This is a genomic window from Bradyrhizobium sp. A5, assembly GCF_042076515.1.
Taxonomy (GTDB): Bacteria; Pseudomonadota; Alphaproteobacteria; order Rhizobiales; family Xanthobacteraceae; genus Bradyrhizobium; species Bradyrhizobium cosmicum.
In genome coordinates this window covers 6,908,112-6,927,161 of sequence record NZ_CP148990.1, presented here as the reverse complement: position 1 = coordinate 6,927,161, position 19,050 = coordinate 6,908,112, and the positions used below count along the sequence as shown (strand labels likewise).

Genomic DNA, 19,050 nt, shown 5'->3' with positions numbered 1-19,050 from the left:
CTTAACCCTTCGCGGCGGCTTCGGCCTGCGCCTTGCGCTCCTTGCGCGGCACGGCCTTTTCCGGGTTGTTGCGCGCTTCGCGCTTCTTGACGCCGGCGGCGTCGAGGAAACGCGACACGCGGTCCGACGGCTGCGCGCCCTTGGCGAGCCAGGCCTTCACCTTGTCCATGTCGAGCTTCAGGCGGGTCTCGTTGTCCTTCGGCAGCAGCGGGTTGAAATAGCCGAGACGCTCGATGAAGCGGCCATCGCGGGGAAAGCGGGAGTCGGCGACGACGACGTGATAGACGGGACGCTTCTTGGTGCCTGCGCGGGCGAGGCGGATAACGACGGACATCTTAGTTCTCCTTCAAGTACGTTTTGTTCGGTTGATTGGTATTTTCGCGTCGCGCGAGACCGATGCGATCCCGTGCGACGAATTCCTCATTTCTTCTTGCCGGGAAAACCGCCGAGCCCAGGAAGGGTCGGCTTGCCGCTGAGGCCCGTAAGCCCCGGCAAATTCGGCAGGCCCGAGCGAAGACCGGGCGGCAGATCCTTCGGCAGGCTGGGCAGACCCTGTCCGCCGCCGCTCTGCATCTGCTCCTGCATGGCCTTCATCTCTTCGGGCGAAGGCATCTTCATGCCGCCGCCAAAGCCCATCGCTTGCGCGATGCCGGCGAGCGGGCCGCGCTTGCCCGAGCCCATCGCCTTCATCACGTCGGCCATGTTCCGGTGCATCTTGAGCAGCTTGTTGACTTGCTCGACGCTTTGGCCCGAGCCCGCGGCGATGCGCTTCTTGCGGCTGGCCTTGAGCAGGTCGGGATGACGGCGCTCGTCGCGCGTCATGGAATCGATCACCGCGACCTGCCGCTTCAGGATCTTGTCGTCGATACCGGCGGCCGCGATCTGGTTCTTCATCTTGGAGATGCCGGGCATCATGCCCATCAGCCCGCTGATGCCGCCCATGCTGGCCATCTGCAGCAGCTGCTCGCGCATGTCGTTGAGGTCGAACTGACCCTTGCGCATGCGCTCGGCAGTGCGCGCGGCCTTTTCGGCGTCGATGTTGGCGGCGGCGCGTTCGACCAGCGAGACCACGTCGCCCATGCCGAGGATGCGGCCGGCGATACGGTCAGGGTGGAAATCTTCCAGCGCGTCGGTCTTTTCGCCGGTGCCGATCAACTTGATCGGCTTGCCGGTAACCGCGCGCATCGACAGCGCCGCGCCGCCGCGGCCGTCGCCGTCGACTCGTGTGAGCACGATACCGGTGAGGCCGACGCGCTCGTCGAAGGCGCGCGCAAGGTTCACGGCGTCCTGGCCGGTCAGGCTGTCGGCGACGAGCAGCACCTCATGCGGGTTGGCGGCAGCCTTGATGGCTGCGGCCTCCGCCATCATGTCTTCGTCGAGCGTGGTGCGGCCGGCGGTGTCGAGCAGCACGACGTCGTAGCCGCCGAGCTTGCCGGCTTCCAGCGCGCGCTTGGCGATCTGAGCCGGCTGCTGGCCGGCGACGATCGGCAAGGTCGGAATGTCGAGATCGCGGCCGAGCACGGCCAGCTGCTCCATCGCCGCCGGGCGGTAGATGTCGAGCGACGCCATCAGCACCTTGCGCTTGTCGCGCTGAACCAGGCGGCGGGCGAGCTTTGCTGTGGTGGTGGTCTTGCCGGAGCCTTGCAGGCCGACCATCATGATCGGCACCGGCGGCACGGAATTGATGTCGATGGTCTGGCTTTCCGCGCCGAGCGTGTTGATCAGCTCGTCATGGACGATCTTGACCACCATCTGGCCGGGCGTGACCGACTTGACGACGGTGGCGCCGATCGCCTGCTCGCGGACGCGCTCGGTAAAGCTGCGGACCACTTCGAGCGCGACGTCGGCTTCCAGCAGCGCGCGGCGCACCTCGCGCATCGCGGCATCGACGTCCTTTTCGGTCAGCGCACCGCGCCCCGTCAGACGATCGAGAATGCCACCAAGCCGTTCCGACAGATTGTCGAACAATGCCGTTGTCCTTGTCCTGCTCGCGAGAAACGCGATCTTCCAAACACCTTTGCGCCCGAGGGCGCATAGCGCTGTCGGGCGTTGGCCCCTGGCCTCCAGGGCCAGTGGGCGGGTCGAAAAGAAAGCCTTTCCGAGAAAGTGGCGGGGTTAAACGCCGCTCCCGCCCAAAAGTCAAGGAAAGTTAAGGTGGCGGAGCGCAATTGGGAGGGCAAGGCATTGAAAATGCACCCTTTCCTGCCACGGGTTCCTTTTCATCCGGCCCTGCCCATATAGCCGGTGATGTCTTACCGCCGACCATCCCTGAAGCCTATCCGTGCCAATCACCCGCCGCCGTCTGTCGAACTACCTGCCGGGGCCGGCGCGCTGGTCAGCATGCCCTCCCTCTGGTGTCCCGCATGAAAACCTATGACGGCCCTGTCTCCGACCATTTTGACGGCTCGAACTTCTTCGATCCGGACGGCGTGCCGCCGAAATCGCTTGGCGAGGTCCTGCGCTGGCAGTTTGGCGGCGGACGGAAACGCGAGACCTGGCCGGAGTGGGCTCCGAGCCCCCATGCCGATACCCCACCGACGCGCGTCGAGGGCGACAAGGTCCGCCTCTCCTTTGTCGGCCACGCCAGCTGGCTGATCCAGACCGGCGGCCTCAACATCCTGGTCGATCCCGTCTGGTCGGAGCGGGTGTCGCCCGTCAGCTTCGCCGGACCGAAGCGGCGCAACGATCCCGGCATCGCCTTCGACGCGCTGCCGAAGATCGACGTCGTGCTGGTCTCGCACGGGCATTACGATCATCTCGACATCGCGACGCTGTCGCGGCTCGCCAGGAATTTCGCTCCGCGTGTCGTGACACCGCTCGGCAACGATTTGACGATTCGCAGCGCCGATTCCGCGATCAAGGTGGAGGCCTTCGATTGGCACGATCGCGTCGAACTCGGCGGCGACATTGCCGTGCATCTGGTCGCGACCCGGCACTGGACGGCGCGCGGCATGTTCGACCGCAACAGGGCGCTATGGGCGAGCTTCGTGCTGGAGACGCCGGCGGGAAAAATCTACGTGGTCTGCGATTCCGGCTATGGCGATGGCACGCATTTTCGCCGCGTCGCCGAGAAGCACGGGATGCTGCGTCTGGCGATCCTCCCGATCGGCGCCTACGAGCCGCGCTGGTTCATGCGCGACCAGCACATGAATCCGGAAGATGCGGTGAAGGCGCTATTGGATTGCGGCGCGCAACAAGCACTCGGGCATCATCACGGCACGTTCCAGCTGACGGACGAAGCGATCGATGCGCCGGCGAAGGCGCTTGTGGAAGCGCTGGATGCCGCGAAGATTCCGCAGCAGCGGTTCGTGGCGATGAAGCCCGGGCAGGTGGTGGAGATTTAGCCCCGCTGTTGCCGCACACGCAGCTCGTCGTCCCGGGGCGCGACGAAGTCGCGAGCCCGGGACCCATAACCACAGGGAGAGGTTTGGCGAAGATTCGGAGTTATCTGCGTCGTGCGATAACCACCGCCTGTGGTTATGGGTCCCAGCCCCCGTGCGCAATTGCGCACTAGGCGGGGACGACAGCGGGATTCGCAGCAGGCAGTGTGCCTCTTACCGCTTACTGCTCTTTCCCCTTGATCGCCCAGCTCACATTCACCGTCACCGACAGCGTTTCCTCGCCCGGCGCAACGGCGGCTGGCGCCATTTGCGGCGTTGCCATCCGTGCCTTGAACAGCGGGACAGGCGCGCCGCCTTCGGAGACGCTGAGCGGAGCACCCAGCGTCACGCCGGTAGCCTTGGCGTAGATCTCGGCCTTGCGGCGCGCATCGGCGACCGCCTGCTCACGCGCATCGTCGAGCAGCTTCGAGGCCTGCGTCACCTCGAAGGAGATGTTGCCGATGTCGTTGGCGCCGGCACCGACCAGCGTGTCGATGATGCCGGCCACCTTGGTCACGTCGCGAATTTTGACGGTGACGCGGTTGGAGGCGCGGAAGCCGACCACGGGGGAGGCGCCGGTGGATTTGTTCTGGCCGTATTGCGGCTGCAGCGACAGGCGCGAGGTCTGGTAGTCCTTCTCGGCGATGCCGGCGCCCTTCAGTGCCAGCAGCACCTTGCCCATCGCGGCGTTATTGGCGTCGGACGCTTCCTTCGCCGTCCTGGCGTCGTTGGCGACACCGGCGTCGATCTGCGCGAGGTCGGGCGCCACGGAGACGGTGGCCTCCCCGCTGACCGTAATGGCGGACGGAAAATCGTCGGCGCGTGCGGGCGTTGCCAGCAGCATGGCGGCGAAAGCGGCGGCGAGCAGGGCAGGCTTCTTCATCATTCTCACTTCAGCGGCACGAATACGTTGATCACGAGCTTGTCCTCCGCCGTCTTCAGGGGATCGGTGAGGTACTCCTCGACGAAGGTGTCCTTGGCTTCCAGCTTCTTGTCGTCGAGGTGATTGGTGATCGCCTCATAGGTGTTGTCCATGTTGTCGTAGGAGCCGCGGTGGACGAATTTCAGCGCCTTGCCCTCGGGCGATTTGCCGATGCTCATGTCCTTGGGCAGTTTCTGCGGGTCCTGATCGACCGGGATCTCGGCGAGGAAGGTGAAGCCCGTGTCGTCGGTCGAGGTGTAGACGATCATCGAATTGCCGGCGTGCTTGATGCCCTGCTTGTCCAGCAGCGCGTTCAGCGCCTTGAAGGCATCGATCAGTGTGTCGAAGGCCGAGTCCCAATTGGCGGTGCCCTTGACCATCACGACCTTCCTGGGCTCGAGCGTGGTCTCGAGGCCAAAGGGATCGGCGGTCTGCACCGGGGCGGGGGTGGCGGCCACGGCGGGCGGCGGCGCCGTCGGGCTGGGTGAGGCGCTTGCTGCGGGCGATGGCGAGGCTGCCGGAGCCGGCGAGGCACTGGCCGCTGGCGACGGGGTCGCCGCGGGTGCAGGTGAAGCGCTCGTGGTCGGGGAGGGCGAAGCCGACGGGGCCGGGGCTGGGCTTGTCTGGGAGGGGCTGGCCGAGGCGGCCGGCGCCGGGCTCGGGCTCTGTGCCAGAACTGCCGACAGGCCAAACGACAAGGCCGCTGCCGGGATCAGCGCGGCCAGAGCAAGACGACGAAAAACAATCATTTTATTCTCCCCAGACCTTGCCCACCAAGGCCTTAACCCGGCCGCGCATCCCGGCCCGCGCGAACCGCAATCTTCTAACACGCGAGCGCCGAATTCGTCCCATGACAGATGCGTCATGGCCTTCCACCTTGGCTGCGGACGCCAAATCTCTGGCCAAGAGGCCTAAGGATCGCCATATAAGGCGGGCGAAATTCAGGAATTTTCATGAGCGCGCTGGCCAACCACGCATTTGCCAAGATGAACGGCATCGGCAACGAGATCGTCGTTGTCGACATGCGTGATTCCGCCTCACCGGTGACGCCGGACGACGCCCGCGCGGTGGCATCCGCGCAAGGCGGCGTGCCTTACGACCAGCTCATGGTGCTGCAGAAGCCGCGGCTGGACGGCACCGAAGCCTTCATCCGCATCTACAACAATGACGGTTCCGAGGCCGGCGCCTGCGGCAACGGCATGCGCTGTGTCGTGCGCCGCATCTTCGAGAAGACCGGCCAGGCCACGGCCACGTTCGAGACGGCGGCGGGCTTGCTCAATGCCTGGCAGGGTCCGGCGCCGGATCTCTACACCGTCGACATGGGCGTGCCGAAGTTCGGCTGGCAGGACATTCCGCTGGCGGAAGAGTTTCGCGACACCCGCTACATCGAATTGCAGATCGGGCCGATCGACAATCCGATCCTGCATTCGCCCTCGGTGGTGAGCATGGGCAATCCGCATGCGATCTTCTGGGTCGAAGACGTCAACGCCTACGATCTCGAGCGCTTCGGTCCGCTGCTGGAGAATCACCCGATCTTCCCGGAGCGAGCCAACATCACGCTCGCCCGGATCGTCGATCGCGAGCACATTACGATGCGCACCTGGGAGCGCGGCGCCGGCCTGACCAGGGCCTGCGGTTCGGCGGCCTGCGCCACGGCCGTTGCGGCGGCGCGGCTGAAGCGCACCGAGCGCAAGGTCGAGATGACGCTTCCCGGCGGCAAGCTTGGCATCGAATGGCGCGAGCGCGACGACCACGTGCTGATGACGGGCACCGCGACCTTCGAATACGAAGGCAAGTTCGATCCGGCGCTGTTCGCGCCGGTCGGCTGATGCCTGTCGACATCGTCACCTTCGGCTGCCGCCTCAACGCCTTCGAGGCCGAGGTGATCCGCCGCGAGGCCGAAGGCGCGGGGCTCGAAGATACCATCGTCATCAACAGCTGCGCCGTCACCAACGAGGCGGTGGCGCAGGCGCGCCAGTCGATCCGCAAATTGAAGCGCGAGCGGCCCGGTGCGCGCATCGTCGTCACCGGCTGCGCCGCGCAGACGCAGAGCGGCATGTTCGCCGAGATGGCCGAGGTCGATCGCGTCGTCGGCAATGACGACAAGCTGCGTGGCAGCGCATGGCGGCAGGCGCGCGATGCCTTTGATCTTGGCGCCAGCGAGAAAATCGCCGTCGGCGACATCATGGCTATCAGGGAGATGGCGCCGCATCTGATCGACGGTTTTGCGGCCGGCCTGCCGCGCGTGTTCGTGCAGGTGCAGAACGGCTGCGACCATCGCTGCACCTTCTGCATCATTCCCTATGGCCGCGGCAACTCGCGCTCCGTGCCGATGGGCGCGGTGGTCGATCAGGTGCGGGCGCTGGTTGAACGCGGCCATGTCGAGATCGTGCTGACCGGCGTCGACCTCACCAGCTACGGCGCCGATCTGCCGGGCGCACCGAAGCTCGGCATGCTCACGAAGCAGATCCTGCGGCATGTGCCGGAGCTGAAACGCCTGCGCATCTCCTCGATCGATTCGATCGAGGCGGATGCCGACCTGCTCGACGCCATCGCCCACGATTCGCGCCTGATGCCGCATCTGCATCTGTCGCTGCAAGCTGGCGACGACATGATCCTGAAGCGCATGAAGCGGCGGCATTCGCGGCAGGATGCGATCGCGTTCTGCGACCAGGTCCGCCGCCTGCGCCCGGACATCGCCTTCGGCGCCGACATCATCGCGGGCTTTCCGACCGAGACCGAGGAGATGTTCTCGCGCTCGCTGGATCTGGTCGAGGAATGCGGCTTGACGTTCCTGCACGTCTTCCCCTATTCGCCGCGCCCCGGCACGCCCGCCGCGCGGATGCCGCAGGTCGCGGGGCCCGCGATCAAGCAGCGCGCGAAGCGGCTGCGTGCGGCTGGTGAAACGGTGTTACGGCAGCGGCTGCAGGCCGAAATCGGCGCGACACGCAACGTGCTTATCGAGAGCGACAGTCAGGGTCGCACGGAGCACTATCTGCCGGTGGCGATTGCGGGCCAACGTGTCGGCGGCATCATACCACTTGGGATCTGCGGCAGTGATGGCGAGCGGCTGACGCTCTAGCTGTTACGACGCCCGGACCTGCCAGAACCGCAGCGTTCGCCGCGCATCCTCCGGCGTCATCCTCGTGTAATTTCCTTGGGCTCTCGCGATATCAGCCGGCTTCATCGCACCTGTCGCGAAGCGGCTTTCGAGCACGGCGGCGGTCGTTTCCCAGCTGAGCTGCGCTGCCTTGCACGGCACCAGCAGGCCGTCTTCGCGCAGGCTCTGCATCAGCGGACGAATCACCTCGACGGTCGATCCGGCCAGCGCGGCCAGCGCCGCCACGGCTTCTTCGTAGCGTCGTTGCCTGGCGAAGCCGAGCAGCACCGCCTCGGTGAGCTGGCCGGTGGCCTTGAGATTTGCGATGGCGCGCTTGGCGCCTTCGAAATCGCGGACACCGGACATCTCGCGCTCGACACCGACGGTGACGGCGGCGATTGCGCTCTGGATTTCCTCGAACAGGTGCTTGGGCGCGCGGGACAGCAGCCGCGCCCGCACGGCATCCGTTGCCGAGCGCAGCAATTGGCGGCGCAGGTCCGACGGCAGATCGACGCGGACGCCAACGCTGACGGCGAGTTCCGGATCGCTTTCGGCTTGGCCGACGATGACGGCGAACCCTTTTCCGGAGACGCGCGCGCCGGGATTGGCGGCGAGGCGCCGGCTGACGCTGGGATAGCGGCGGGCCAGCAGCGCGTCGGTGACGATCTCCTTCAGCCACCAGCGGCCGGCGACCGCGAGCAGATGCGGCTCGCCCTTGGATGCTGCGATCTTGACCAGATCGCCATCGTCGAGGCGCGCGGATTCCTGCAGCACGGGACCGGCGATGCGGATCTCGTCGTTGTTGGCGAGGCGGCGGATCACGGACGGCGGCGCCTGGGCGATCGGCGCAAGCTGCGCGCTGATCTCGGCCAGCGCAATGCGCGCGCCCATGTCGGCGATGGCGCGCAGCTCGATCGTGCCGATCAGGCGCTCGAGCACGTCGTCGAACAGGGCGATCTGCTCGTCGTCAAAACTGCCGGCGGAGGACAGGAACAGGTCGGTGACGCGCCGGGCCGTTTCCAGGCCCTTTTCCGCCGAGCCGAGCCGAATCGCGGATTCGACTTCGTCGATGATCGATAACTCAGCCGTGGACATGACGCGCAGCTCGTCCTGAGCAGATTGACGGAAGCTTGTTCTAAGCAACCGCTATCATTAGCGACGAGCACTGAACGTTTCGTAAACCAAGGCTACGGGCGAATACGGATGCGGTTACTCCCCATTCCACCCGCAAGCCCTGAGTTTCTCGTGCATGTGGGGTGGGGCCGGCGCGACCACGCGGACCGGCTCCTTGTTTCGCGAGATCGGCACCACGATCTCGCGGGAATGCAGGTGCAGCTTCGGCTCACCGAAGCGGGGGCCGTTGCCGTAAATGTTATCGCCGAAGATCGGCCAGCCCGTTGCGGAGGAGTGCACCCGCAATTGATGGGTCCGCCCCGTGACCGGTTCCATGGCAAGCCAGGTCAGGCCGTCGCCCCGGCCCATCACTTTCCAGTTGGTGATCGCCTTCTGGCCTTCCGGGTCGGGCTTCTGCCACCAGCCTCGTTCGGCATTGAGCCGGCCGAGCGGCATGTCGATGGTGCCTTCATCTTCGGCGGGGCCGCCCTCGACCACGGTCCAGTAGGTCTTGCCGATCTTGCCGTGCTTGAACAGGAGGCCGAGCGAGGCGGTGGCTTTGCGATGGCGGCCGAGCACGAGGCAACCGGAGGTGTCCTTGTCCAGCCGGTGGGCCAGCACCGGCGGCCGGGGCAGGCCGAAACACAGCGCTCCAAAGGATGCTTCCAGATTGGCGCCGCCCTTGGGGCCGCGATGCACCGGCAGGCCGGACGGCTTGTCGATGACCAGCATCAGCCCGTCGCGATGGAGCACGCGCGCCAAAATCTCGTCGGCGGTCAATTCGGGAACATCGAGCAATTGCAGGACTTTCGGTCAAGACTTTCGTTTGGGGGCGGGAACGGCTAACACACCGCCATCATGAACGATACCACGTCAGATCCCCCCAAGCTGAGCTGGTGGCGCCGCCTGTCCGACGGGCTGAAGCGCACCTCGTCCTCGCTCGGGACCGCGGTCGCCGACCTTGTCACCAAGCGCAAGCTCGACCGCGCCATGCTCGACGACATCGAGGACGTGCTGCTGCGCGCCGACCTCGGCACCTCGGTTGCGGTGCGGATCGCAGACGCCGTCGGCACCGGCCGCTACGACAAGGCGATCTCGGCGGACGAGGTGAAGGACGTCGTCGCGACCGAGGTCGAGAAGGTGCTGACGGCGGTGGCGAAGCCGCTGGTGATCGATACGGCCAGGAAGCCGTTCGTGATCCTCGTGGTCGGCGTCAACGGCTCCGGCAAGACCACGACCATCGGAAAACTCTCGCAAAAATTCGCCTCCGAAGGCCGCAAGGTGATGCTGGCCGCCGGCGACACGTTTCGCGCGGCCGCCATCGAGCAGCTCAAGGTCTGGGGCGAGCGCACCAGGACGCCGGTGATATCAGGGGCGCAGGGCTCGGATTCGGCGAGCCTTGCCTTCAACGCGCTGACGGCGGCGAAGGAGCAGAAAGTCGACGTGCTCCTGATCGACACCGCCGGGCGCCTGCAGAACAAGGCCGAGCTGATGAACGAGCTCGAAAAGGTCGTGCGCGTCATCCGCAAGGTGGACGACACTGCGCCGCATGCGGTGCTGCTGGTGCTGGACGCCACGGTCGGCCAGAATGCGCTGTCGCAGGTCGAAGCTTTCCATCGCACCGCCGGGGTCACCGGCCTCGTGATGACCAAGCTCGACGGCACCGCGCGCGGCGGCATCCTGGTGGCGCTCGCGGAGAAATTCAAACTGCCGGTGCATTTCATCGGCGTCGGCGAAGGCGTCGACGATCTCGCGCCGTTCACCGCGCGCGATTTCGCCCGTGCCATCGCCGGAATCGAAAGCTGAGAATGGACAAGACCCAGCCGCATCCGATGTTCAAGCTTGCGACCGAGCTCGGTCCGCTGCTCGTCTTCTTCTTCGTCAATGCGAAGTTCAATCTGTTCGCGGCGACCGGCGCCTTCATGGTCGCGATCGTCGCGTCGATGATCGCCTCCTATGTGGTGACGCGCCACATCCCGATCATGGCGATCGTCACCGGCGTGATCGTGCTGGTGTTCGGCACGCTGACCCTGGTGCTGCACGACGAGACCTTCATCAAGGTCAAGCCGACCATCATCTACGGCCTGTTCGCCGCGATCCTCGGCGGCGGCCTGCTGTTCGGTCGATCCTTCATCGCCGTGATGTTCGACCAGATGTTCAACCTGACGCCGCAGGGCTGGCGCATCCTCACGCTGCGCTGGGCGCTGTTCTTCGCCGGTATGGCGGTGCTGAACGAGATCGTCTGGCGCACCCAGAGCACGGATTTCTGGGTGAACTTCAAGGTGTTCGGCGTCACGCCGCTGACGATGGTGTTCGCCATCGCCCAGATGCCGCTGACCAAGCGCTATGGCGTCGAGCCGGTGTCGCTTGAGGAGAGCGAGGCCGATGCGGGGGATGTGCGGAAGTAGGTCTCGAAGCGGACGCGCGAAGCGCGAGCGGAGCTAACTCCCCGCTGCCAGCGCCTTCTCCATCTGCGGCAACAGCACCGTCCGCAGATTGTCCGGCGTGATCGGCCCGACCAGCTTGTAGACGATGGTGCCTTCACGCCCGACGACGAACGTCTCGGGCACGCCATAGACGCCCCATTCGATCGAGGCGCGGCCGTTGGCGTCGACGCCGACGCGGCCGAACGGGTTGCCGTAGCGCCCCAGGAAGCGGCGCGCATTGTCGGCCGCGTCCTTGTAGTTGATGCCGACGAGCTGGAAGCGCTTGTCCTTGGCGAGCTCGGTCAGCAGTGGCGCCTCGTCGTGGCATGGCACGCACCAGGATGCCCAGACATTGACCAGGCTGACCTTGCCCTTGAACGCCGCCGGATCGAGCCCCGGCACCTGGGCGTTGTCGGCCTTCAATCCCTCAAGCTGTGGCAACGCGGTCTGTGGCGCCGGCCGTCCGATCAGCGCGGAGGGGATCCGCGAGGGATCGCCGCTGCCGAGCCGGAACCAGAACAGCAGCGCCAGCGCAATGAAGGCGATCAGCGGCAGCACCATCAGGAAGGTGCGGCGCTGCGGGGATGCGGACGTCGATTGCTCGCTCATGGTGTATCGGTCGCGCTGCGGCCCGAGCGGCGGGTGACGCCGCTGCGGTCGAGCTCGCGGAGGCGCTCGGTCTGGCTGCGATAGTCGAGCGCGATCCAGCCGATCAGGATCACGACCACGAGCGCCGCTGATGCATAGGACGTCACGATGAAGGAGGCGTAGGGACCGAGCGACATCATCATGCGGCCCCGGCTTCCTTCGATGCGTTGCCCTGACGCGAACCGGTGTCCGAAAACGCGACGCGGCTCGCCTGCATCATCTGCAGCGAGCGGACGCGCCGGCGCAAAATCTCGTTGCGCATCGCCGCCAAATGCAGCGTCACGAACAGCAGCGTGAATGCGATCGCCATCACCAGCAGCGGAATCAGGAACGATTTGTCGAGCGCCGAGCCGCCCATGCGCATCACCGAGGCCGGTTGGTGCAGCGTGTTCCACCAGTCGACGGAGAACTTGATGATGGGCAGGTTGATGGCGCCGACCAGCGTCAGCACCGCGGCGGCGCGCGCCGCGCGGGAGGGATCGTCGACCGCGCGCCACAGCGCCATCAGGCCGAGATACATCAGGAAGAGAATCAGCACCGAGGTCAGCCGCGCGTCCCACTCCCAATAGGTGCCCCACATCGGCCGGCCCCACAGCGATCCCGTGAGCAGCGCGAGGAAGGTGAAGGCGGCGCCGATCGGCGCTGCCGCCTTCGCGGCGACGTCGGCGAGCGGATGCCGCCACACCAGCGTGCCCAATGAGGCGATGCTCATCACGCCCCACACGAACATCGACAGCCACGCATTGGGCACGTGGATGAACATGATCTTCACCGTTGCGCCCTGCTGATAATCGTCGGGCGCAAGCGCGGACTGATAGAGGCCGATGGCGAGCAGGACGACGGTCGCGGCCGCGAGCCACGGCAACACCCGCGCCGTCAGCGCGAGGAACCGGGTCGGGTTGGCGAGGTCGATCAGCGTCATGGTATTCTGATAATCACAGGTAAGCGCTCACGCAATCAGCACGAAAGCCCGCAGCGAAAATTGATCGGGGTCAAGGTCAGTCGAGCCCGTGTCAGTCGAGCCCTTGCCGCAGGCTCGCCGCCGCCGCGAACGGTCCGATCACGAGGCTGACCAGCGACAGCGCGCACAGGATCGAGAACGGCGCGCCGAATGTCATGGGACCGAAGATCACCGCCTGGGAGGCCGCGACCCCGAAAATCAGGACGGGAATCGACAGCGGCAGCACCAGCACCGCCATCAACAGCCCGCCGCGTTGCAGCGTCACCGCCAGCGCCGCGCCGATCATGCCGGTAAAGGTCAGCGCCGGAGTGCCGGCCAGCAGCGTCAGGGCCACCGCACCGGTCGCGACCATGTCGAGGTTGAGCAGCAGGCCCAGCACCGGGGTTGCGACAATCAGCGGCAGGCCCGCCGCCAGCCAATGCGCCAGCGCCTTGCCGGCGCAGGCGAGTTCCAGCGGCGTCCGGCTCATCGTGATCAGGTCGAGCGAGCCGTCCTCATGGTCGGCCATGAACATCCGGTCGAGGGTGAGCAGGCTCGCCAGCAGGGCCCCGAGCCACAGGATCGCCGGCCCCAGCCGCGACAGCAGCGCCAGATCCGGGCCGACCGCGAACGGCATCAGCACCACCACGGTGAGGAAGAACAGCACGCCGATCAGCGCGCCGCCGCCGACGCGGAGCGCGATCCGGATGTCCCGGCGGATGAGGGCGGACAGGGCGGTCATGGGATGGCCCTTCCGGCGAAATGGGAGCGTTCAACGGCTTCGAGCCGCAGGCACAGTGCGCTCCCTCCCCCCTTGTGGGGTAGGGCGGGGGAGGGGGATAGCCCCGGGAGAGATGCTCGTTCGAGGCGGGTCGCCAGCAACAGAGCGCTCGCTTTCCCAGCGCTAGAACCGACAGGCCGCGTCGTGTGGCACCCCCCTCCCTGACCCTCCCCCGCAAGGGTGGAGGGAACGGACAGGCCGGTACCCAGCCGCTTAGAAAGCTGAGGGTCAGTGAATCTCACGCCATCCCCCCGATCCGCAGCTCTCGCGAATCAATCCCCAGCGGAGCGTGGGTGGCGGCGATGATCATGCCGCCTCGGCCGAGATGCTCCCGCATCAGGCCGCCGAACATGTCCTGCCCGACCACGTCGAGCGCCGTGGTCGGCTCGTCCAGCAGCCAGACCGGCCGGCGGACGGTCAGCAGCCGGGCCAGCGAGAGTCGTCGGCGCTGGCCGGCGGACAGGAAGCCGGCCGGCAGGTGGGTGGCATGGTCGAGCCCGACGGTGGCGAGGCTTTCGACGGCATCGCAGCGCTCGCCGCCGAGGAAATCGGCCCAGAATGACAGGTTTTCCGCCACGCTCAGCGCCGGCTTCAGGGCGTCGCGATGGCCGAGATAGTGGCACTGCTCCGGCAGCGTCAGCTCGGCATCGCCCCCCTCCAGCACGATTGTCCCGCCGGCGGGAACGAGCAGACCCGCGATCAGCCGCAGCAGCGAGGTCTTGCCCGAGCCGTTGCGACCCATCACCGCCACGGCCTCGCCGGACGTGGCCGCGAAATCGAGCCCGGCGAACACCTCGCGGCCGCCCCGCACGCAAACCACCCCGTGTCCAGAAAGCTGCATCCTGCCTTGGTCCGATCCTTGGTCCGATCCGCTCAAAGCAGGCCTCAGGAAATCTTGGGGTAGCGCATGGGAATTTTTGGCTCGCGAGTTGCTACGGTACGATTGTGGCTGTGGCGGCGCGGTTAGAAAGCTTCTATAAGCCCGGAACTACTTGATGCAGCAACTCAACCTGCCCCTGCAAGCGATCCAGCCGGCTTCGCTGACGGTGTTAAAATACCCCTTGCCGGGTATAACTAACAATTGGGATTTCCTACATGACCTCGCTCGACAGCTTCAAATGCAAAAAGACTCTCAAGGTCGGCGCCAAGACCTATGTCTATTACAGCCTGCCCACGGCCGAGAAGAATGGTCTGAAGGGAATTTCGAAACTCCCCTATTCGATGAAGGTGCTGCTCGAAAACCTCCTCCGCAACGAGGACGGCCGCACGGTCAAGAAGGCTGATATCGTCGCGGTCTCGAAGTGGCTGCGCAAGAAGTCGCTGGAGCATGAGATCGCGTTCCGCCCGGCGCGCGTGCTGATGCAGGATTTCACCGGTGTTCCCGCGGTGGTCGACCTCGCCGCGATGCGCAACGCGATGCAGAAGCTCGGCGGCGATGCCGAGAAGATCAACCCGCTGGTGCCGGTCGATCTCGTCATCGACCACTCCGTGATCGTGAACTTCTTCGGCGACAACAAGGCGTTCGGCAAGAACGTCACCGAGGAATACAAGCAGAATCAGGAGCGTTACGAGTTCCTGAAGTGGGGCCAGAAGGCGTTCTCGAACTTCTCCGTCGTCCCGCCCGGCACCGGCATCTGCCACCAGGTCAATCTCGAATATCTCTCCCAGACGGTCTGGACCAAGAAGGAGAAGATGACGGTCGGCAAGAAGACCGGTACCTTCGAGGTCGCCTATCCCGACTCGCTGGTCGGCACCGACTCGCACACCACCATGGTCAACGGTCTCGCCGTGCTCGGCTGGGGCGTCGGCGGCATCGAGGCGGAAGCCTGCATGCTCGGCCAGCCGCTGTCGATGCTGCTGCCCACCGTCGTCGGCTTCAAGCTCAAGGGCGCGATGAAGGAAGGCGTCACCGCGACCGACCTCGTTCTCACGGTCACGCAGATGCTGCGCAAGCTCGGCGTAGTAGGCAAGTTCGTCGAGTTCTTCGGCCCCGGCCTCGATCATCTCTCCGTCGCCGACAAGGCCACCATCGCCAACATGGCGCCCGAATATGGCGCGACCTGCGGCTTCTTCCCGGTCGACGCTGCCGCAATCGACTATCTCAAGACCTCCGGCCGCGCTCCGGCGCGCGTCGCGCTGGTGCAGGCCTATGCGAAGGCGCAGGGCCTGTTCCGCACCGCCAAGTCGGCCGATCCGGTGTTCACCGAGACGCTGACGCTCGACCTCGGCGACGTCGTGCCCTCGATGGCCGGTCCGAAGCGCCCCGAAGGCCGCATCGCGCTGCCGTCGGTCGCAGAAGGCTTTTCGCTTGCCCTCAACACCGAATACAAGAAGGCCGAAGAGCCGAACAAGCGCTTTGCCGTCGAAGGCAAGAATTTCGACCTCGGCCATGGCGACGTCGTGATCGCCGCGATCACCTCCTGCACCAACACCTCGAACCCGAGCGTGCTGATCGGCGCCGGCCTCCTGGCCCGGAACGCAGCCGCGAGGGGTCTCAAGGCAAAGCCGTGGGTGAAGACCTCGCTTGCGCCGGGCAGCCAGGTGGTCGCGGCCTATCTCGCCGATTCCGGTCTCCAGAAAGATCTCGACAAGGTCGGCTTCAACCTGGTCGGCTTCGGCTGCACCACCTGCATCGGCAATTCCGGTCCGCTGCCGGAGGAGATCTCGAAGTCGATCAACGACAACGGCATCGTCGCGGCCGCCGTGCTCTCCGGTAACCGCAACTTCGAAGGCCGCGTCTCGCCGGACGTGCAGGCGAACTATCTCGCTTCGCCGCCGCTGGTCGTCGCGCACGCGCTCGCGGGCAGCGTCACCAAGAACCTCGCCGTTGAGCCGCTCGGCGAAGGCAAGGACGGCAAGCCAGTCTACCTGAAGGACATCTGGCCGACGACCAAGGAGATCAACGCGTTCATGAAGAAGTTCGTGACCGCGGCGATCTTCAAGAAGAAGTATGCCGACGTGTTCAAGGGCGACACCAACTGGCGCAAGATCAAGACCGTCGAGAGCGAGACCTATCGCTGGAACATGAGCTCGACCTACGTGCAGAACCCGCCCTATTTCGACGGCATGAAGAAGGAGCCGGAGCCGGTCACCGATATCGTCGAGGCCCGCATCCTCGCCATGTTCGGCGACAAGATCACCACCGACCACATCTCGCCGGCCGGTTCGATCAAGCTCACCTCGCCCGCGGGCAAATATCTCAGCGAGCACCAGGTGCGTCCCGCCGACTTCAACCAGTACGGCACGCGGCGCGGCAACCATGAAGTCATGATGCGCGGCACCTTCGCCAACATCCGCATCAAGAACTTCATGCTCAAGGGCGCCGACGGCAACATTCCGGAAGGCGGTCTCACCAAGCACTGGCCCGACGGCGAACAGATGTCGATCTACGACGCCGCGATGAAGTACCAGCAGGAGCAGGTGCCGCTGGTGGTGTTCGCCGGCGCCGAATACGGCAACGGCTCCTCGCGCGACTGGGCCGCGAAGGGCACGCGTCTGCTCGGCGTGCGCGCCGTGATCTGCCAGAGCTTCGAGCGCATCCATCGCTCCAACCTGGTCGGCATGGGCGTGCTGCCGCTGACCTTCGAGGAGGGCACCTCATGGTCGTCGCTCGGCCTGAAGGGCGACGAGAAGGTCACGCTGCGCGGCCTCGTCGGCGATCTGAAGCCCCGTCAGAAGCTGACCGCGGAGATCGTCTCCGGCGACGGTTCGTTGCAGCGCGTTTCGCTGCTCTGCCGCATCGATACGCTGGACGAGCTCGATTACTACCGCAACGGCGGCATTCTGCACTACGTGCTGCGCAAGCTCGCGGCCTGAGCGCGAATTTGTGAACGGTGGCTCACTGCGACGTGAGTAGAAGGTTAAACGAGGGCGGCCTATCACAAGGCCGCCTTCGTGCGTTACGGCGCGCTTTCGATGGCCCCGCCCGGCGGAAAGCCTCGCCCTGGACGGTTTGATGCGCGATGCCCGTAAGACTACGGTGACCATCAGGCGATAGGATATTCCGCAACGCGTGCGAGGTGTGACGTTCGACATGACTGCAATGATGGCCTCTAATCTGGTTTCGCGCTGGTCCGGTGCACTCTGGTCGGGAGCACTCGGCATCTGCGCTATCGTCGCCGTCATTCGTCCCGCGCACGCCGATCCTCGTGCCGTTGTCGAATTGTTTACCTCGCAGGGCTGCTCGTCCTGCCCGCCCGCCGACAAGATCATCGGCGACCTCGCCAACGATCCCTCCGTCATCGCACTGAGCATGCCGATCGATTATTGGGACTATCTCGGCTGGAAGGACACGCTGGCGGATTCCCGCTTCTCGGCGCGGCAGCGCGCCTATTCGCGCATGCGCGGCGACCGTGAGGTCTACACGCCGCAGGTCGTTGTGAACGGCTCCACGCATGTCATCGGCAGCGACCGCGCCGGCATCGAGAATGCGATCGGCAAAACTGATAAGGGCACGGGCGTGATGAGCGTGCCGGTGACGATGTCGCTCTCGGGCAAGCAGATCAACGTCTCGGTGGCCGCGAGCAATGAGCCGGCGGTATCGCATGGCGAAGTCTGGATCTGCTCGATCGCCAGGTCGGTGCCGATCGCGATCAGCCGCGGCGAAAATCGCGGACAGCAGGTCACCTATCACAACGTCGTGCGCAACCTGCTGAAGGTCGGCGACTGGACCGGCCGTCCGGAGAGCTGGACCGTGCCGATCGAGAACCTCACGCGCGACGGCGTCGACGGCGCGGTGGTCTATGTCCAGGACGGCAGCCGCGAGAAGCCGGGGCCGATGCTCGGCGCGGCGTACACATCGCTGCACTGAAGCGTAAAGATCGTCACAGAAAAAGCAGCCTCTCGTCATTCCGGGGCGCGCCTCTTGGCGCGAGCCCGGAATCCATTTCTCAGCTCACATTGTTGATCGATGGATTCTCAGGTGCGCAATTGCGCACCATAGCTCGCGCTACGCGCGCCCCGGAATGACTGCAAATCGAAACATCCCGACACAAACAAAAAAGGACCAACTTGCGTTGGCCCTCCTTGTCGTGCGTACAGACCCGATCCTGTTCGACCCCGGGGGGCTGGGGGCTGAGGAATCCGGAACCGAAAGGACCGGGCCAACGCACACAGCTCTTTTCGCAATGCAGGGCGGCGGGCGCTTGGCGGAAAAGCGGCGATACTATGATTCCTGCTAACGATCCCGTGACGGTTCGTCGCGACAGAGTTCCACTCTTGCGTGTGCTGTGATTCGCACGCGATTCAATGAGTTGAGTGAGGAGCCTCTTGCGGCCGGGAACAGTTGGCGCGATCATGCAATTGTCATGATCCGCGGTTCCGGGGACGGTCTTCGCGGAGGCGATCATGTTGATGCGACAGGAGGCGTTCCATGAGTCTGTCGGAGGATGCCGATCCGAGCGAGCAGCGCGCGGCGGCGCGCCCCGCCGCTGCGAACACGCAGCTGACCCGGGTGACCTTCAACCGGCTCGAGCTGCACCGTATTCTCAATCTCTACGGCCGCATGGTCGCCGACGGCGAGTGGCGCGACTACGCCATCGACTTCCTGAGGGATCGCGCCGTGTTCTCGGTCTACCGACGTGCCTCGGAAGTGCCGATCTATCGCATCGAGAAGGATCCGCGGCTCGCGCGCAAGCAGGGCATGTACAGCGTGATCTCGGCGACCGGCCTGATCCTGCGCCGTGGCCACGAACTCGAGCGCGTGCTGCTGGTGATCGATCGGAAATTGGCGGTGGTGTAG

Annotated in this window: 19 protein-coding genes; 8 read left to right on the top strand and 11 right to left on the bottom strand. The window is 65.3% G+C overall.

Features of this window, described 5'->3' with window-relative positions:
- Position 1 precedes the first annotated feature (1 nt).
- Positions 2-334 carry a 30S ribosomal protein S16 gene (rpsP, locus tag WHZ77_RS32745; RefSeq protein ID WP_014438992.1) on the bottom strand — a complete coding sequence of 111 codons (333 nt, stop codon included), beginning with the start codon at positions 332-334 and terminating at the stop codon, positions 2-4.
- 86 nt (positions 335-420) lie between these two features.
- Complete coding sequence (gene ffh, locus WHZ77_RS32740; RefSeq protein WP_375311694.1) at positions 421-1,968, bottom strand: signal recognition particle protein; 1,548 nt, start codon at positions 1,966-1,968, stop codon at positions 421-423.
- A gap of 395 nt (positions 1,969-2,363) precedes the next feature.
- Here ffh and WHZ77_RS32735 point away from each other — a divergent pair, with 395 nt between their 5' ends.
- A complete protein-coding gene (locus tag WHZ77_RS32735; protein ID WP_375311693.1) occupies positions 2,364-3,344 on the top strand; it encodes an MBL fold metallo-hydrolase in 981 nt (326 codons plus the stop codon).
- Positions 3,345-3,561: 217 nt separating this feature from the next.
- On the opposite strand, the gene WHZ77_RS32730 is transcribed toward WHZ77_RS32735, so the two are convergent.
- Positions 3,562-4,263, bottom strand: a complete 702-nt coding sequence (locus WHZ77_RS32730) for an SIMPL domain-containing protein (protein WP_375311692.1) — start codon at positions 4,261-4,263, stop codon at positions 3,562-3,564.
- A gap of 5 nt (positions 4,264-4,268) precedes the next feature.
- The gene (locus WHZ77_RS32725) at positions 4,269-5,051 is read right to left on the bottom strand and encodes a GyrI-like domain-containing protein (protein WP_375311691.1); all 783 of its coding nucleotides are present in this window, start codon (positions 5,049-5,051) and stop codon (positions 4,269-4,271) included.
- A 204-nt stretch (positions 5,052-5,255) separates the two neighbouring features.
- Here WHZ77_RS32725 and dapF point away from each other — a divergent pair, with 204 nt between their 5' ends.
- Both dapF and mtaB read left to right on the top strand, forming a co-directional pair.
- Positions 5,256-6,131: a diaminopimelate epimerase gene (dapF, locus tag WHZ77_RS32720; protein ID WP_375311690.1), complete on the top strand. Its 876-nt coding sequence runs from the start codon at positions 5,256-5,258 to the stop codon at positions 6,129-6,131.
- The gene (gene mtaB / locus WHZ77_RS32715) at positions 6,131-7,384 is read left to right on the top strand and encodes a tRNA (N(6)-L-threonylcarbamoyladenosine(37)-C(2))-methylthiotransferase MtaB (RefSeq protein ID WP_375311689.1); all 1,254 of its coding nucleotides are present in this window, start codon (positions 6,131-6,133) and stop codon (positions 7,382-7,384) included. Before dapF ends, mtaB begins: the two co-directional genes overlap by 1 nt.
- Positions 7,385-7,387: 3 nt before the next feature.
- Here the strand turns inward: mtaB and WHZ77_RS32710 are convergent, their stop codons facing one another.
- Complete coding sequence (locus WHZ77_RS32710) at positions 7,388-8,497, bottom strand: DUF2336 domain-containing protein (protein WP_375311688.1); 1,110 nt, start codon at positions 8,495-8,497, stop codon at positions 7,388-7,390.
- Positions 8,498-8,611: 114 nt separating this feature from the next.
- Positions 8,612-9,313 (bottom strand): RluA family pseudouridine synthase, encoded by a 702-nt coding sequence (locus WHZ77_RS32705; RefSeq protein WP_375311687.1) that lies wholly within the window; start codon positions 9,311-9,313, stop codon positions 8,612-8,614.
- 60 nt (positions 9,314-9,373) lie between these two features.
- Between WHZ77_RS32705 and ftsY the strand changes: the two genes are divergently transcribed.
- Both ftsY and WHZ77_RS32695 read left to right on the top strand, forming a co-directional pair.
- A complete protein-coding gene (ftsY, locus tag WHZ77_RS32700; RefSeq protein WP_151646154.1) occupies positions 9,374-10,321 on the top strand; it encodes a signal recognition particle-docking protein FtsY in 948 nt (315 codons plus the stop codon).
- A gap of 2 nt (positions 10,322-10,323) precedes the next feature.
- A complete protein-coding gene (locus WHZ77_RS32695) occupies positions 10,324-10,923 on the top strand; it encodes a septation protein A (protein WP_375311686.1) in 600 nt (199 codons plus the stop codon).
- A gap of 33 nt (positions 10,924-10,956) precedes the next feature.
- Here WHZ77_RS32695 and WHZ77_RS32690 read toward each other — a convergent pair whose 3' ends face one another.
- From WHZ77_RS32690 to ccmA, 5 genes are all read right to left on the bottom strand, one after another.
- Positions 10,957-11,550, bottom strand: a complete 594-nt coding sequence (locus WHZ77_RS32690; protein WP_375311685.1) for a DsbE family thiol:disulfide interchange protein — start codon at positions 11,548-11,550, stop codon at positions 10,957-10,959.
- On the bottom strand, positions 11,547-11,732 hold the full coding sequence (gene ccmD / locus WHZ77_RS32685; RefSeq protein ID WP_375311684.1) for a heme exporter protein CcmD: 186 nt from the start codon (positions 11,730-11,732) through the stop codon (positions 11,547-11,549). Before ccmD ends, WHZ77_RS32690 begins: the two co-directional genes overlap by 4 nt.
- Positions 11,729-12,511, bottom strand: a complete 783-nt coding sequence (locus tag WHZ77_RS32680; RefSeq protein ID WP_375311683.1) for a heme ABC transporter permease — start codon at positions 12,509-12,511, stop codon at positions 11,729-11,731. Before WHZ77_RS32680 ends, ccmD begins: the two co-directional genes overlap by 4 nt.
- A 91-nt stretch (positions 12,512-12,602) precedes the next feature.
- A complete protein-coding gene (gene ccmB, locus WHZ77_RS32675; RefSeq protein ID WP_375311682.1) occupies positions 12,603-13,271 on the bottom strand; it encodes a heme exporter protein CcmB in 669 nt (222 codons plus the stop codon).
- A gap of 277 nt (positions 13,272-13,548) precedes the next feature.
- Positions 13,549-14,151, bottom strand: coding sequence for a heme ABC exporter ATP-binding protein CcmA (gene ccmA / locus WHZ77_RS32670; RefSeq protein WP_375311681.1), 603 nt, complete (start codon positions 14,149-14,151; stop codon positions 13,549-13,551).
- A gap of 254 nt (positions 14,152-14,405) precedes the next feature.
- Here ccmA and acnA point away from each other — a divergent pair, with 254 nt between their 5' ends.
- The 3 genes from acnA to WHZ77_RS32655 all read left to right on the top strand — a co-directional run bounded on the left by acnA (position 14,406) and on the right by WHZ77_RS32655 (position 19,050).
- A complete protein-coding gene (gene acnA, locus WHZ77_RS32665; RefSeq protein ID WP_375311680.1) occupies positions 14,406-17,126 on the top strand; it encodes an aconitate hydratase AcnA in 2,721 nt (906 codons plus the stop codon).
- Positions 17,127-17,343: 217 nt separating this feature from the next.
- Complete coding sequence (locus tag WHZ77_RS32660; RefSeq protein ID WP_375311679.1) at positions 17,344-18,120, top strand: DUF1223 domain-containing protein; 777 nt, start codon at positions 17,344-17,346, stop codon at positions 18,118-18,120.
- A gap of 561 nt (positions 18,121-18,681) precedes the next feature.
- Positions 18,682-19,050, top strand: coding sequence for a DUF2794 domain-containing protein (locus WHZ77_RS32655; protein ID WP_375311678.1), 369 nt, complete (start codon positions 18,682-18,684; stop codon positions 19,048-19,050).